The sequence below is a fragment of the Planotetraspora kaengkrachanensis genome (genome assembly GCF_016862895.1).
GTDB lineage: Bacteria > Actinomycetota > Actinomycetes > Streptosporangiales > Streptosporangiaceae > Planotetraspora > Planotetraspora kaengkrachanensis.
This window is the reverse complement of sequence record NZ_BONV01000053.1, coordinates 46,897-61,103: the sequence shown is the minus strand read 5'-3', so window position 1 is coordinate 61,103 and position 14,207 is coordinate 46,897. Positions and strand designations below refer to the sequence as shown.

Here is a 14,207-nt window from a genome sequence, read left to right as displayed (position 1 = left end):
CGGCGCCGTACGGCCGGGATCAGTGGCAGGAGTTGGTGCCGCCGTCGGTGAAGGTCTTGCCCGACTGAGGCACGAACTGCCAGGTGTAGCTGTTGGAGTGCAGGGTGAACTTCAGCACGCCGAAGGTGTTGTTGTTACGGACTTCGCTGTTGGGCTGGATCGTGCCGAAGTTGTACATGCCGGCACCTCCGGTTCCCACGACGAAGTGCCGGATGCCACGAGCGTTGTCGAGTTGCCCGCTGGGGTTCATCGGCGCGAACCGCTCGTACTGGTGGTTGTGACCGGTGACGACCACCTCGGCGTCGTTGTCGTACAGCGCCTGCACCAGCGGGCCGACAGAGGTCGTCGGCGCGTGGTTGGACCCCGAGGTGAAGCGGGGGTGGTGCCACATCGCGAGCGTGCACGACCGGGTGTTGGCCGCCAGGTCGGCGCGCAGCCACTGCTCCTGCGCCGAACCGGCGTTGCAGCCGCCGATCGAGGAGCAGTTGGAGTTCAGCACCACGATGTGCCAGTTGCCGAGGTTGTAGGAGTAGTAGCCCTTGCCGGGCTCGCCCGCGGCCGAGCCGAAGTAGCCGAAGTACCCCGAGGCGCCCGAGGTGTTGTACTCGTGGTTGCCGGCCACCGGACGCGTGCGCGCCTTGTGCCGGCCCCAGGTGGGTGCGTAGTAGTTGTTGAAGTCCGCGGTGGAGCCGTTGTCGTAGGCGTCGTCGCCGGCGGTGAAGACGGTGCCGGGGATGCCGTCGAGCAGGGCCGCGGTGGCGGTGTCGCCCGAACCGGAGTTCGCGATGTCACCCGCGCCGACGAGCACGGGGTCGCCCGAGGTCGGGGTGGGGGTCGGGGTGGGCGTCGAGGTCGTGCCGGTCGTGATGACCAGCTGCGGGGCGGTCGATCCCGTCTCACGCGCGTCGAAGTCGGCGCCGTCGCTGCTCGACGACGTCACCCCGATGCTGTAGGTGCCGTTGCCCTTCACGTACGAGCTCACGTCGACCTCGTACCAGGTGTTGCGCACGACCGACCCGATCGAGCCCAGGGTCGCGCCGTCGACGGCGGGCTGGTTGGCCCACGTCACCCCGGTCTCCGACCAGGTGGTGTTGCTCATCGCCTTGTAGGTGCCGCCGCTGGGGCTCTCAGCGCCGGAGACGTCGTCGGTGTGGACGCGCAGCTTGGCCCCGGTGACGGTTCCGCTCACGCCGGACACGGTGAATTTCAGGAACATCCGCTTGACGGGCGAGTTGTCCACGCCGAGCTGAGCAGATGTGCCGTAGTTGGTGGTGGTCACGGAGTTGTCGACATACGTGTCCGCGACCGGGGTGAAGGTGGCGGTCGCCGCCGACGCGACCGTGGCGTCACCCAGCACCGCGACCGCGGTGCCGGCTGTCACGCTGACGGCCGCGAGGAACGTCGCGATCGCCGCCTTGCGTCTCAACATCGTCCAGGCCCTCCCCTTATTGACTTGTGGTTACTGGGGGCCTTTCGGACGGTAAGGATGAGTCCCGACACCGCGATGACACCTGATGGGTCACCTGGTGGCCGACTGGTGAATGAATGAAGATCACCTGAATGTCCGCTGTGAGAGTCGTGCGACTCCGCGGGCCGAGGAATGCCCCTTCTGACGGCGGCCCGGCATCAGGCCTCGTGCGGCCCTGTACGGCCTGCAGCGTTGGGGCGTTTGCGACTATCCTCCCGTTCGCCGCGAATGCCGATCCTGCGCCGAGGAGCTCGATGACCGCCGCCGAATCGCCGGACCCGACCACCGTCCCGCCGGGGCTGACCCATGAGCGGATGGGCATGTTCACCGACGCGGTCTTCGCCATCGCCATGACCCTGCTCGTCATCGAGATCCCCCGCCCTGAGGGGCTCTCCCGCCGGGGCGAGGCCGACCGCATGGCGATGGCCCGCGAGCTGTGGCACTTCCTCGGCGAGAACGCCGGCATCTTCCTGGCGTTCCTCATCGCCTTCCTGGTGCTGTGGGCGACCTGGCGCCAGCATCACCGGCTGTTCGACCAGATCACCGGCATGAGCCGGTGGATGTTGCGCATCCACATCCCGTTGCTCATCCTCGTGGTGCTGCTGCCGTACCCGACGGCCCTGATCGGCGAGGCCTCGCTGAACCCGCTGTCGGTGACCCTCTTCGCCATCGCGGAGGCCGGCCTGCTGTTCTGCCAGGCCGGCCTGAACGTCGCCGCCGTGCGCGGCGGGGTCACCAAGCCGGGCACGGACGTCTTCCACCTGCGGGTCATGGCGCTGACACTGACCGTGAACGGCGCCTTCTGGCTGGTCACGGCCGCGCTGAGCTGGGTGATGGACGGCGTCCCCTACCTCTGGGTGCTGACGCCCCTCATCATCCTCGGCGGGCACCGGGCCGGGCGCCGCCTCCTCACTCCCTGACGCCGGTCAGCCCGCGCGCTCCTGCGCGACCCTTTCCCGTACGGCCGGCACGACCTCCTCCGCGAACCTGCGGAGCTGGTCCTCCTGGTCCCCCTCACCCCAGAAGACGAAGGTGTCCATGCCGTAGCCCACCGCGATGTCGGTCAGCTCCTCGACCCACTGGTCGGCGGGGCCGTTGAGGAAACCGCTGGACGCGCCGTCGGTGATCGCGCCGTTGACGTTGTACAGCCTGCGGATCTCCTTCGGCTCGCGCCCGGCCGCCGCCGCGGCGTCGTCGATGCGGGCGTTGAGCTCGGGCAGCCGCTTCGGCGGGGCCCAGGTGCTCGAGGGAAGCCAGCCGTCCGCCAGCCTGCCGGTGAGCGCGAGCGCACGCGGCCCGCGGACGCCGAGCCAGATCTCGATGGGATGCGCCGGGGCCGGGCCCGGCTTCGCGCCCTTCAGCCGGTAGTGCCCGCCGTCGAAGCGCAGGGCCGGCGCGCCGCCCCACACAGCGCGGATCACCGTGACGGCCTCCTCCAGGGCGTCGATCGCCTCCTTGGGCGTACGGCGCGGCCCGCCGTACGCCTCGATGGCGTCCCAGAAGGCGCCCGCCCCGAGCCCCAGCTCGACCCGTCCGCCGCTGAGCAGGTCCAGGCTCGCCGCGGACTTGGCCAGCACCGCCGGCGGCCGCAGAGGCAGACTCGCGACGTCCGGAAAGACCCTGATGCGTTCGGTCGCGGCCGCGATGACGCTGAGAAGCGTCCACGTGTCGACATAGCGCCGCTGATACGGATGATCCTGAACGCCGATCAGGTCGAGCCCGAGCCTGTCTGCCGCCTGCGCGGTCTTCAGCAGGGGATCCCCGGCGTTCGGCACGAGGAAGTATCCGAATTCGACATCACGCCCGTAGTCACCCATGCCCGCGAGAACCACCCGGGGCAGTCAGTTGTTCCCGGAGTCCGACAACTCACCTCTGCGCCATATTTTCCGGCCATCCGCCGAAACGGCATAACAATCCTCTTGCCTTTCTCGGCGTCTTTATGCTGCTAATTCCTGCCGTCCGGACGCACCGATATTTGCCCGACAGATCGGGCATCTCCGAGCGCGTGTACAAAATACGACAGGACGGATATTAGACCTGCCTTCCCGCGAGATTCCCGTGACTTCTTCAATGAAATGTCAGCCAAAAGGCAAAAGCCGCCGATCATCGTTTGCGTCACGGATGGCCGGGAAACAAGACAACGCAGTGTTGATCTGCATAGTTTTTCAGAGATCGCATTTATAGCCGATTCTGAAAAATATCAGTGCAGGGCAGTATTCCTTTCTAGGAGAGAAACCACATGCCCAAGGCTCATGGCCTCATCGCGGTCCTCGCCACCACGACCGCACTGACGAGCGGCGCCCTCGTGGTCGGCGCCGTCACCGCCTCTTCTGCCGGCGCCTCCGCCGGCAAGCTCAGCAACGTCCCGAGCCAGCTTCTCCGCCACGTCGCGGATGACGACGACGACGATGACGACGCCAGCTGGGACTCCGAGCACCGCAATCGCAACCGCAACTTCAACCGCAACCGCGACCGTCAGCGGCAGCGTGGCAGTCTCAACCAGCGCGAGCGTCAGCACCTGCTGCACGACATCAACGTCACGCTGACGCCGTCCCAGACGTCGGACACGACCGCGACCACGGACCAGACCCTGGACCCGGGCGATACCACGTCTTCCGCGTCGACCGAGTCGACCAAGTCGATCGATGTGACCAAGTCGACCAAGTACTACGGCCCGTCGGCCCCCACGACGATCAACAACGCCGGCACCGGCGCGATCACTCCCGCGTCGGCGCCGCTGGTCAACCAGCCGGTGGTGAACACCCTGCCGGCCACGACCAACAACACCACCACGTACACGACGCTGCCGGCCACGACCAACAACACCACCACGTACACGACGCTGCCGGCCACGACGAACAACACCACCACGGTGACGACCGTGCCGACCACGGCCAACACCACCACGTCGGTGCTGTACACGCCGCGGCCGACCACGACCACCACGTCGGTGTACTACACGCCGCGGCCGACCACGACGTCGGTGTTCGTCAGGCCGAGGCCGTTCTTGCCCGCGCCGACCTACACCCCGCTCGCGGCGACGGCCAACGTCAACGCGGACGTCAACGCGAACGTGAACCTGGCGCTCGCCCTGCGGCTGCGCCTGGCTCTCGGTCTCGGGCTCGGGGTCGTCCTCTAGGCACGAGGACCGGCAGGCCGGCGCCTTCGGGCTCGGCACTCTGCAGAAGGTCAAGGAGGGGTCGTCCGCAGGACGAGGTGGCAACATCCGCACCTCGTCCGGCGGGCGGCCCCTCCCCCATTTCACGACCGCCCGGGCCGGCGGTGAACACGGGCCGCTCGTGTGTGCGGGTCGCGGCCGCCGACCGTGTTCCACAGCGAGGCCCACTGGTCCGCGGCCAGGTCCTTCGGCAGCAGGTGCGGTGAGACGTTCTCCCGCCCCAGCCAGTCGCGTACGGACGCGCGGTCGCCATGTGTGACCCTGCCGAGGATCTCGGCGATCCCGCGGCCACGTCCGGTGAACACCTGCCGGACGAACTCCTGGTACTCCCCGCGTTCTCCGACAAGTGGAACGCCGCGGCGCTCCATCGTCAGCAGCCCGCCGTCGACCGACGGCATCGGGCGGAACGCCCGGGCCGGCACCCGGCGGCGCAGCCCGAACTCGTACCAGGGCCACCAGGCCGCCGTCAGCATGCTGGCGCCGCCGACCCCCGCCCGCCTGCGGGCGACCTCCCACTGCACCAGCAGCACCGCCTCCCGCCAGTGGCACGCGGGCAGGATCCTCCTCAGGATGGCGGTCGTCAGGTGGAACGGGACGTTTCCGACGATCACATGCGGGTGCCGGGGGAACCGGTATCGCAGGATGTCCGCGTTGACGACGGTGACGTTCCGGGCAGCCCGGCGGGCGAGCCGCGACGCACGCCGAGGGTCGACCTCGACGGCGGTTATCGGCCTGCCCGAGCCGCTCAGCGGCAGAGTCAGGGCGCCGTCGCCCGGGCCGATCTCGACGATCGGGCCGGTCGTCAGGGCGACCAGTCCTTCGATGGTGGCGATCACCGACCGATCGACCAGGAAATTCTGGCCGAGCTCGTGCCGTCCGCCCTGGTAGGGGTGATGCATGGATGCGCTCCGCGTGGACCCGGATGGAGCCGGGCAGCACGAGGAGCCGCACCGGCGAGGACACCGAAGGCGGCGGAGCTGGGAAGGTGAAACGCGAAGCAGCCCGCCGCTAGGAGCGGCGGATCCTGATGAAGAACGGGCAGTACATGTCCGGCACGCTAGCAAGGACGTCCCCGGACGGCGCAACTCCATTTACGTCTCGGCGCGGCGTTAATTTCTGGGGAGCCGGTGCTCGAAACGGGTCAGGACGTCATTCGGCTCTGGGTGTATCCGGTGGATCCTTGTTCGTGGTGCACCCGGACAAGGATCCACCGGACGGCTAGTTGACGCAGCCCGGGATGGTGTTCGGCGGACTGCAGTTGTCGGGGGAGTTGTCATTGACAATTGAGTTGCGGAGGGTGACATTCGCGTTGGCGGTGGCGATGCCCCCGCCGCCGGACCCCCTGTTCTGCCCGACCACGGTGCCGTCGAGGTTGAGGGTTCCCAGGTTGGAGATGCCGCCTCCCGGACTGCCGGATGTGTTGTTCCGCACGATGCTCTTGACGAGGTTCGACACGCCGCCCGGCTGGGTGTTCAGTGCGCCTCCGTTGATCGGTGCACTGTTCCTGGTCAGGATGACGTCGGACAGCGTCAGCGTCCCGGCGAAGTTGATGGCGGCACCTCCCCCGACGCTCGCGGCCGTGTTCTCCTTGAGCACGCTGTGCGAGATCATCGCGGTGGCGCCCGCGAGATTCGCGAACGCGCCACCGTTCATTGCCCGGTTGCCGGCCAGGATGGTGTGCTCCAGGACCACGGTGCCGGCGTTCTGGATTCCACCACCGAGGCCCGACGTGCTTCCTCCCAGGATGGAGACGTTCCGGACACGGAGCGTCGCCCCGGATGCCACCTCCAGGATGCGGAAGCCGGGTGCGGCCGGATCGCGCCTGATCGTCGTGTTCAGCCCGCCCACCAGAGTGACGTCGCCCGTGATGATCGGGAGGGCGTCGCTGGGGGTGGTCCCGGTGGCGTAGTTGTAGATGCAGTTCGGCGCGAGAAGGAGCGTGGCGACTCCGGCCGTGTTGGCCGCCTGGATCTCCGTGACGAGCGTGGCCGCGTCGCACGGGACGATCACACTGTTCGCCGAACGGGACATCGCCTGAACCGGCGACGCGGCCGCGCCCAGTGTGATCCCCGCCAGCGTGACGGCGCCCACGCCGCCGAGAATTCTCGAAAAAGAGCCCATCGGGCCGCCTCTGCATAGAAATGGACATTTGTCCTGTCGGTGGCGAATGGCCTGTCGACATCGCCGACAATGAGGGAAACACGCCTGGGCTTAATGAATGTTCATGGAGCGCCCGCGTTCGGAACAGTTGACCAAGATTTGCAGGCGCCTTTCACGGCCCCGACAACCTGCATGCCGATGGCTCCGTTCCAGCCGGGACGACATCTCCCTCAGCGAAACGAGGCGGCGCGGACCGGCTCCTCTACTTCAGAAGTTCGATGAGGCAAGTCGGGCATTTACGAAGTTGCCGTGCGGCAAAAGACCGGGTGGGCTAACGCTTCGGCAACGCCCGGCAACCGTTCAGCGAAAAGGCGCGTCCTCACCTCGCTGGACACTCTCGACTCCTGGAGCACAGCCATGACCCAGTCCGACGGCGGGCCCGCCTATCCCATTCATCAGACATCGCAGAATCCCCGACACCAGCAGCCGTACAGTCGGCCGTACGGCCCGGCTGGAACGTTCCAGGCGCCACCGAAGAAGGGGGGCCGCGGCCTCACGTGGATTCTCGCCGTCAGCGCGATCCTCGCCGTGTTCGCGGCGTGCGGCGCTCTCGCGTCCAACGGCTCCGGCGCCCCCGCCCCGGCGGGCGGCACCGCGTCGAGGGAAGCCCAGCGGGCCGAGACGGCGACCGCGGGAATCGGGACACAGGTCCGGGACGGAGACTTCGCTTTCAAGGTCACCAAGCTCGGCACCGCGTCGAGGGTCGGCGACCGCTATCTGGGCAAGGACGCGCAGGGTCAGTTCGTCCTCGTCCACGTCACGGTGAAGAACATCGGCGAGCGGTCTCAGGCGTTCACGGGTGAGGCGCAGAAGCTGTTCGACGCGACGGGCAAGGAGTTCTCCGCCGACTCCGAGGCGGCGATCTACCTGGGACAGGCGTCGAAGTCGCTGTACGAGGAGATCAACCCGGGGAACTCGGTGAAGGGCATCGTCGTGTTCGATGTGCCCAGGGGCACGGACGCGGCCTCGATCGAGTTGCACGACTCGCCGCTCTCAGGCGGCGCCGCGGTCGTGCTGAACTGACGCGCGCCTGGCCGGTCGGCGCAGGCCGGGTCGAGCGCCCGCATTCCCTCAGGAGACGTGAGCTCCTGACGCGAGGCGGGCGCCCGGCGCCGGCCCTGAGACCCGGCGGGAATCCCGCGACTAGGATCTTTTTCGTGCGCGATGACCAGCCCCCTCGAGCCGGGATCGCCGCGGACGGGCCCGCGACGCCCTCGCTCCCTTTGGCCGGCCAGGCCCCACACGAGCGCGCGGACGCAGCGCGCAATCGGAACCGGCTGCTCGACGCCGCCGCCCGCCTCGTGGCACGGCACGGGGCGGAGCACGTCTCCATGGACGCCGTGGCCGCCGCCGCGTCGGTCGGCAAGGGAACCGTCTACCGGCGGTTCGGCGATCGCGCGGGCCTCATGCTCGCACTGCTGGATCACGCCGAACGGACCTTCCAGGAGGCGTTCGTCTCCGGCCCTCCCCCGCTCGGGCTCGGCGCCCCGCCGAGGGAACGGCTCCACGCCTTCGGCACGGCGGCGATCCGCCACGAGATCCGCTACCGCGACCTGTACCTGGCGGCCGAGCAGAAGCCGGCCCGCCGCTATGCCAACCACCCGCCCAGAGACGTCCATGCCCTGCATCTCACGACCCTGCTCCGGGCCGCCGGGGTCACGGGTGACATCGAGTTGCTGGTCGAGGCCCTGCTCGGCTACCTCGACCCGGCGCTCGTCAACCACCTGCACACCCGGCGCGGGATGCCGGTGGAACGCATCGAGGCGGGCTGGACGGATCTGGTCGACCGTCTCCTGCGCTGGCTCCCGGCCTGATCCGTGACCTGACGTGGTCACAGGCGCCGGCTTCTCCAGGCACCGAAGAGCGACGCCAGGGAGATCGCGAGCACGGTGGGCGCATGGTTCGGCGACAAGATCATCGCAAGGATGAGCGCGGCGGCGACCAGCAACCCCACTGCGACACGGCGCGGTCTCCCCGAGAGACGGATGAGCGTGAAAACGCCGATGGTCCGGCGTGTGAGGACCCGCACGTGCGCCCAGGCGCGCTGATGCCACCGGGTGTGCGGCTTCGGGATCTCCTTGTCCTCCCGGGCGGGCATGTGGACGACGAGCGAGGCCGGCACGGCGGCATCGAGCCTTTCGATGAGATCGGCCGACTTCCGCCACAGCCCCGGTTCGACCGCGACGCTCACGCCGTCGAGACCGATCAGTGTCCGCCCCCCGTCCGGCCGGCTGAGCATCGCGGCGACCGCCTTGAACCGCACGGTCCACTCGTCGTCGGGACCGAACAACGAGATCCCCTTGGGCCCGATGACCAGGTGTGACCGGTCGACCGGGTGATCCGTCGGCAGGTACCTGTCCCCCTCCACCCATGGTTGCGAGCTCGCCGGTGCCGCGGCGAAGCGCTGGTAGGGGAACGGGTGCCCCTGCGGCGCGTGAAGCAGGGCGTTGGTCATCGCCTCCTTCGCCACGGCGTTGAGCGCGTCGGCGGTGACCGCGTCCAGTTCGCGTGCGCGGTCCTCCTCGTCCCTCCACTCCCTTCCGTGCAGGACGTCCCACGCCGCGGTCGCGACCGTTCCGACTTCGGCACCGGGTTCTTTGCGCTGGGCCCGGACGGCGTCCACCGCTGCAGACGTCTCCTCCACGGTGAAAGGTCTGTCGAGCTCCGCCAGGAACGCCTCGACGAGATCGGGCAATTGCTCCGGCCGCCCGTCCGCCCAGACGACCAGCTCGGCCCGGTGGGCGTTATGAGGGTGGTAGCCGATCGCGGGCGTGTAGGTGAGCCCGCGATCGTGCCGCAGCGTGCGCGTCAGTCGCCGCTCCAGCGCCTTGCCGTAGACGGCCGAGGCGGTCGAGCGGGTGATCACCGAGTGCATGCCGACGCCGTCGGCGGGGCCGGGGAAGTACGACGGCGTGCGAATCAGCAGGTCGCTCGCGACGGGGGTGGGCATGCGGGGGCCGTCGGGCAGGTCCAGTCGCAGCCCCTCGGGCGGCGGGCCCCCGGCGATCCAGAAGACCGCGTTGCCGCGCGTGAACCAGCGCCTCGCCCACTCGGTCAGCTCGTCGGGCGTGATGTCGTCCAAGCCGAGCTGGTCGTAGGCCGGGAGACCGAATTTCTGCGCTCCGTAGCGCCAGATGAGGAACCGGCCGATCACCCCGTGCGACTGTCCGGCCTCTTCTGTGCGGAGAATGCCACGTTCCACCGGCAGTCGTTCCAGCGGCAGGTCACGCAGAGCCGCGCAGACGACCTCGAAGAAGGACACGATGTCGTCGGCCTCGCCGTGCGTGACGAACAGTGTGGTCGTCGCGTCGACCTGGCCGTTGTAGTGATAATCCGCCTGGCCGACACGATAGAGCGTCAGGTGCTCGGTCAGATGGGTGATGCCTCCGCGAGCGAGCACCTCGTCCGCGCGGCCCACCCGGAACGCCAGCCCTGCGGTCAGCTTGTCGCCCGACGGCGTCCAGACGACGGGTACCCCGTCGACCTCGGCACGCTCGATGTTCACTGTTCCTCCGTATTCGGTCGCGGCAATGGTGAAGCGGCTCTGCGGCAGTGGGGCGTGATTAGGCGCGAGCCGCAGCGGTGTTAACCGGCTGGACGACCGAAGGACGCACTATTGTTACATCAGCCACAAAAGCAACATTGGGCACTTATGTAACATATCGGCGTGTTCTCCGCTTTGCGATCCAAAATTTCCCGGAAACCGATGCTCGACGCATGCCTTGGCGACCCGGACGCGTCACGGCTCCGGGACGCGCTGGAGCGACGCGACTGGCGGTCGGCCGGCGATTTCTTGAATTCGGTCACCGACCCCGACCACCGCGCCTTCTACCTGGGCATCTGCCAGGCGGCCCCGGGAGTCCAGGAGTGGATCGACGAATGGGTCGCGGCCGAGCCGGATGTGACGCTTCCCGTCCTGGTACAGGGCACGAACGGCATCCAGTGGGCGTGGGACGCACGAGGGAGGGCGCGCGCTTCTCACACGACGGCCCGTCAGTTCCGTGAGTTCCATCGACGGCTGAAAATCGCGGAGGACAGTCTGCGTGACGTCGCCCGCCGGGATCCTGACGACGTCGACGCCTGGTCCGGCCTCGTCACCACCGCCCGGGGGCTCGAGCTGGGAAAGACCGAGGCGTGGCGGCGCTTCGACGAGGTGACGAGCCGTCATCCCCTGCACGTGTACGCGCACGAGCAGATGCTGCAGGGGCTGTGCGCGAAGTGGTACGGCAGCGACAAGGAGATGTTCTCCTTCGCCCGCAAGGCCGTCACGAAATCGCCGGAGGGAAACCCGCTCGGCCATCTGGTCGCCGTGGCCCATATCGAGTTCTGGTCCGGCAACGGGCAGGACAACCACCTGTCCCGTTCGGAGGTGCGGGCCGAGTTGCACGCCGCCGCGAACCGCTCCGTACGGCATGCCGACTACCGGGCCAAACTCGGCGGGCAGGTTTCGCACAACTGGTTCGCCCTCGCGTTCAGCCTCGCGGGTGACCACACGGCGGCCCGGGAGCATTTCGAGGTCATCGGGCGATCCCTGACGCCTTCTCCATGGCAGTTGTTCGACGATCCTGTGGGGATGTTCAGGAAGATGCGGGCGACCGCCCGTAAACGCGGGTGACACGCGTCCGGCGATGAAACGCGGCCGCCGCCGCGGCGCGAAAACGCCGATCGACCCGTCCATTTCATGGTGCTATCGTCCGGTCAAAGTGGATCTTCCGGGACCGACGGGAGTTGACGTGGGTTTATTCGACTCCGAAGCGCGACGTGAGCGGCGGCTGCAGAAACTCCAGGACGCCTCCAATGCCCATGCCCAGGAGGCGCTGCTCTACTGGCGGACGGGGAGCGTGGACCAGGCCGTCCAGAGCAACCAGAAGGCCCTCGACATCATCCGCGGCCTCCGGCAGGAGGAGCCCGAGAGCGACCAGCATCTCGCCCAGCTCGCGGGCAAGCTGTACAACCACGCGGGAATGCTCATCCAGGGCCGCCGTTTCGACGAGGCGCTGGTCGCCGCCCGCTCCTGCGTGAGCAGCTACCTGGAACTCACCGGCGGCGAGGTGAGCAGGGACGCGATGATGATGGACGGGCTGCTCAGCCTCGCCCATTCGTTCCGCCCCGTGACGACCCCCCGCGGCGGGCTCGCCAAACTGGCCGGGATGACCGCCGACGCCAAGTGCAGACTCGCGACGGCTCTGGCCCTGTCGAACGCGCCGGGCTCCGCCGCCAAGGCGCGCAGGCTCGGCTCCGAGGCCGTCTCCGCGTACGAGACGCTGGTCGAGTTGGACGCGGGCTACGGCGCGGACCTCGTGCGGATCCGCGAACAGGAGGCCGAGATCCGCCGGCTCGTCGGCGGGAGGAGCTAGCCACTCGACCGGCGGGAGGAGCCGGACGCTCGACTCACGTGCTGCCGACCAGGGACCGGCCCAGCGTGATGAGCGTGTCCTCGGACCGGCTGCCGGGCTCGGCCTGACCGACGACGAGGATCTGGCCGGGGGCGCTGTTGACGTTGAACCCCTCGAAGTGGATCGCCAGGTCGCCGAACTCACGGTGGTGCATGTGCACGAACTGCTGCGTCCTCGCGTACACGTCGTGGCGCGCCCACACCCGGCGGAAGGCCTCGCTCGACCGCGTGAGCTCATCGACCAGTTCGCGCAGGAAGGGGTCCTCGTCGTCCCCGCCCGCCAGGACGCGAAGGTGCGCCACGTAGGCGTGCGCCTCCCGCTCCCAGTCCTTCCAGAAGAACTCCTGCGACTCGGGATTGAGGAAGATCAGCCGCAGGAGGTTGTCGCTGTGCTCCATCCACCCGCACACGGCCATGGACAGCGGGTTCCGCACGAGCACGTCCCACCGGCGGTTCACGATGAACGCGGGGCCGCAATCCCAGTTCTCCACGAGCCTGAGCAGCTCAGGGACGGGATGGTCGACCGGCTGCCGCTGCGACGCCCGCGCGCGGGCGAGGCGGTGCAGATGCTCGGTCGCCTCGGAGCCGAGGAGGAGCGCCCGGGCCAGGGAATCGATCACCTGATCCGACGGGTGGCGTTCGCGCCCCTGCTCGAGCCGCATGTAGTAGTCGGTGCTGACGCCGGCCAGCATGGCCACCTCGTCCCGGCGCAACCCCGGCGTCCGGCTGTTGTCGTCGGCGCGCCGCAGCCCCACCTGGTCGACGGTCGTGGCCTCTCGCCGGGCACGAAGGAACTCACCAAGAGGGCTCCCCATAAGGGACACAATATGAAGAAATAGGTCAAAGCCCCGCAAACTCCCGAAGGTTTACCAAGGCGCCGGAATGTCCCGCGCTGGGCGGATCTTCCGGCGACGGCGCAGTACGATCATCATCGGTTCGAGAGCGTCCCCTCCGGCGACCACCCACGCAGGGTCGCCGCCCTTTCGGAGCGTCGAATGACCGAGCAGCCCCCGTCCCGCCGGCCCTACGCTCGCCCCTCCGCACCGCCGTCCCACTCGCCCCGTCTGGCCGTCGCCGGTCTGCTCCTCGGGGTGACGGGGCTCGTCACGGGTGGGTGCTCGGATGACCACGAGGTCACGTTCGAGGTGGTCGGCGCGAACGGGACGAAGACGGCCCAGAACGTCTCGGTCGGCGTCGGATTCGGCACCTCGTACGACTCTCCCGTCACCCTCCCTTACGCCAAGACCGAGCCGGCGCCGGATGACGTCCACGCGTTGTCGCTGTACGCGGACGCCGCAGGCGCCGATGGCGCCATCACCTGCCGGATCAAGGTCGACGGAAAGACGGTCGCCGAGTCCGGCGACTCGGTCCACTCCTGCCACGTGGAGACCAAGGGCCTCGGCACGTAGCCGCGACGCGGAACCCGCCCGTCGCGCGATCACGCTCGTGTCCGCGTGATCGTTCACCGAATGTCCCGTCACCAGGAGTCCGTACGGCGATGTAAAAAATTCTGGACATGAGGTCAAAGATTGGCTACTTTCGAGATGTCAAAGATTCTGTACATCACGGAGAAGGTCATGACCCTCGAAGAGAAACGGGCGTGGATCCGGCTGGTGGTGGCCGTCGCCGCGTACGGCGGGTACGTCGTGGTGGTGCTGGGCCGGGCCGCGGGGCGTCCGCCGGCCGAGGCCCCCTATGCCGCGGCGCTGCTGTGGAGCGTGGGCGCGGCCATCGTCGCCGCGATCGTGGCCGAGGTCGTGGCCGGAGCGGTGAACCCGAAGGCGTCCCGGGCCAAGGACGTGCGGGACCGGGAGATCGGGCGGCTGGGTGACTACGTCGGCCAGTCGTTCGTGACGATCGGCGCGGTCGCGGCGATGCTCATGGCGGTCGCCGGCTGGGACCGGTTCTGGATCGCCAACGTCATCTACCTGTGCTTCGCGCTGTCGGCGGTCCTCGGCAACGTCACCAAGGTCGTCGTGTACCGCGGGAACTTCCCCCAATGGTGA

Annotated in this window: 14 protein-coding genes; 8 read left to right on the top strand and 6 right to left on the bottom strand. The window is 68.3% G+C overall.

The window, feature by feature from the left end:
- Positions 1 to 19: 19 nt before the first annotated feature.
- A complete protein-coding gene (locus tag Pka01_RS37795; protein WP_203887808.1) occupies positions 20 to 1,429 on the bottom strand; it encodes a CBM96 family carbohydrate-binding protein in 1,410 nt (469 codons plus the stop codon).
- Between the two features lie 293 nt (positions 1,430 to 1,722).
- Between Pka01_RS37795 and Pka01_RS37790 the strand changes: the two genes are divergently transcribed.
- On the top strand, positions 1,723 to 2,388 hold the full coding sequence (locus Pka01_RS37790) for a TMEM175 family protein (protein WP_203887807.1): 666 nt from the start codon (positions 1,723 to 1,725) through the stop codon (positions 2,386 to 2,388).
- Between the two features lie 6 nt (positions 2,389 to 2,394).
- Here Pka01_RS37790 and Pka01_RS37785 read toward each other — a convergent pair whose 3' ends face one another.
- Positions 2,395 to 3,285 carry an LLM class flavin-dependent oxidoreductase gene (locus tag Pka01_RS37785; protein ID WP_203887806.1) on the bottom strand — a complete coding sequence of 297 codons (891 nt, stop codon included), beginning with the start codon at positions 3,283 to 3,285 and terminating at the stop codon, positions 2,395 to 2,397.
- Between the two features lie 422 nt (positions 3,286 to 3,707).
- Between Pka01_RS37785 and Pka01_RS37780 the strand changes: the two genes are divergently transcribed.
- Entirely contained in the window at positions 3,708 to 4,607 is a 900-nt protein-coding gene (locus Pka01_RS37780; RefSeq protein ID WP_203887805.1) for a hypothetical protein, read from the top strand.
- Positions 4,608 to 4,729: 122 nt separating this feature from the next.
- Here the strand turns inward: Pka01_RS37780 and erm are convergent, their stop codons facing one another.
- The gene (gene erm / locus Pka01_RS37775; RefSeq protein WP_203887804.1) at positions 4,730 to 5,545 is read right to left on the bottom strand and encodes a 23S ribosomal RNA methyltransferase Erm; all 816 of its coding nucleotides are present in this window, start codon (positions 5,543 to 5,545) and stop codon (positions 4,730 to 4,732) included.
- Positions 5,546 to 5,864: 319 nt separating this feature from the next.
- Positions 5,865 to 6,737: a hypothetical protein gene (locus tag Pka01_RS37770; protein WP_203887803.1), complete on the bottom strand. Its 873-nt coding sequence runs from the start codon at positions 6,735 to 6,737 to the stop codon at positions 5,865 to 5,867.
- A 426-nt stretch (positions 6,738 to 7,163) separates the two neighbouring features.
- Between Pka01_RS37770 and Pka01_RS37765 the strand changes: the two genes are divergently transcribed.
- The gene (locus Pka01_RS37765) at positions 7,164 to 7,829 is read left to right on the top strand and encodes a DUF4352 domain-containing protein (RefSeq protein ID WP_203887802.1); all 666 of its coding nucleotides are present in this window, start codon (positions 7,164 to 7,166) and stop codon (positions 7,827 to 7,829) included.
- A 134-nt stretch (positions 7,830 to 7,963) separates the two neighbouring features.
- Positions 7,964 to 8,620: a TetR/AcrR family transcriptional regulator gene (locus Pka01_RS37760; protein ID WP_239116112.1), complete on the top strand. Its 657-nt coding sequence runs from the start codon at positions 7,964 to 7,966 to the stop codon at positions 8,618 to 8,620.
- A gap of 17 nt (positions 8,621 to 8,637) precedes the next feature.
- Here the strand turns inward: Pka01_RS37760 and Pka01_RS37755 are convergent, their stop codons facing one another.
- Complete coding sequence (locus Pka01_RS37755) at positions 8,638 to 10,311, bottom strand: peptidase M16 family protein (protein WP_203887801.1); 1,674 nt, start codon at positions 10,309 to 10,311, stop codon at positions 8,638 to 8,640.
- A 201-nt stretch (positions 10,312 to 10,512) separates the two neighbouring features.
- Between Pka01_RS37755 and Pka01_RS37750 the strand changes: the two genes are divergently transcribed.
- A complete protein-coding gene (locus tag Pka01_RS37750; protein WP_203887800.1) occupies positions 10,513 to 11,421 on the top strand; it encodes a hypothetical protein in 909 nt (302 codons plus the stop codon).
- Between the two features lie 118 nt (positions 11,422 to 11,539).
- Positions 11,540 to 12,163 (top strand): hypothetical protein, encoded by a 624-nt coding sequence (locus Pka01_RS37745; protein ID WP_203887799.1) that lies wholly within the window; start codon positions 11,540 to 11,542, stop codon positions 12,161 to 12,163.
- A gap of 34 nt (positions 12,164 to 12,197) precedes the next feature.
- On the opposite strand, the gene Pka01_RS37740 is transcribed toward Pka01_RS37745, so the two are convergent.
- Positions 12,198 to 13,016: a helix-turn-helix transcriptional regulator gene (locus Pka01_RS37740; protein WP_203887798.1), complete on the bottom strand. Its 819-nt coding sequence runs from the start codon at positions 13,014 to 13,016 to the stop codon at positions 12,198 to 12,200.
- A gap of 180 nt (positions 13,017 to 13,196) precedes the next feature.
- On the opposite strand from Pka01_RS37740, the gene Pka01_RS37735 reads away from it, so the two are divergent.
- Together Pka01_RS37735 and Pka01_RS37730 are read left to right on the top strand one after the other, a co-directional pair.
- Positions 13,197 to 13,610: a hypothetical protein gene (locus Pka01_RS37735; RefSeq protein ID WP_203887797.1), complete on the top strand. Its 414-nt coding sequence runs from the start codon at positions 13,197 to 13,199 to the stop codon at positions 13,608 to 13,610.
- A gap of 168 nt (positions 13,611 to 13,778) precedes the next feature.
- Positions 13,779 to 14,207, top strand: coding sequence for a hypothetical protein (locus Pka01_RS37730; protein ID WP_203887796.1), 429 nt, complete (start codon positions 13,779 to 13,781; stop codon positions 14,205 to 14,207).

Excerpts from the sequence above, each read along its gene's own strand:
- Pka01_RS37795 (WP_203887808.1), bottom strand. The coding sequence starts at position 1,429 with ATGTTGAGACGCAAGGCGGCGATCGCGACGTTCCTCGCGGCCGTCAGC.
- Pka01_RS37790 (WP_203887807.1), top strand. The coding sequence starts at position 1,723 with ATGACCGCCGCCGAATCGCCGGACCCGACCACCGTCCCGCCGGGGCTG.
- Pka01_RS37785 (WP_203887806.1), bottom strand. The coding sequence starts at position 3,285 with ATGGGTGACTACGGGCGTGATGTCGAATTCGGATACTTCCTCGTGCCG.
- Pka01_RS37780 (WP_203887805.1), top strand. The coding sequence starts at position 3,708 with ATGCCCAAGGCTCATGGCCTCATCGCGGTCCTCGCCACCACGACCGCA.
- erm (WP_203887804.1), bottom strand. The coding sequence starts at position 5,545 with ATGCATCACCCCTACCAGGGCGGACGGCACGAGCTCGGCCAGAATTTC.
- Pka01_RS37765 (WP_203887802.1), top strand. The coding sequence starts at position 7,164 with ATGACCCAGTCCGACGGCGGGCCCGCCTATCCCATTCATCAGACATCG.
- Pka01_RS37750 (WP_203887800.1), top strand. The coding sequence starts at position 10,513 with ATGCTCGACGCATGCCTTGGCGACCCGGACGCGTCACGGCTCCGGGAC.
- Pka01_RS37740 (WP_203887798.1), bottom strand. The coding sequence starts at position 13,016 with ATGGGGAGCCCTCTTGGTGAGTTCCTTCGTGCCCGGCGAGAGGCCACG.
- Pka01_RS37735 (WP_203887797.1), top strand. The coding sequence starts at position 13,197 with ATGACCGAGCAGCCCCCGTCCCGCCGGCCCTACGCTCGCCCCTCCGCA.
- Pka01_RS37730 (WP_203887796.1), top strand. The coding sequence starts at position 13,779 with ATGACCCTCGAAGAGAAACGGGCGTGGATCCGGCTGGTGGTGGCCGTC.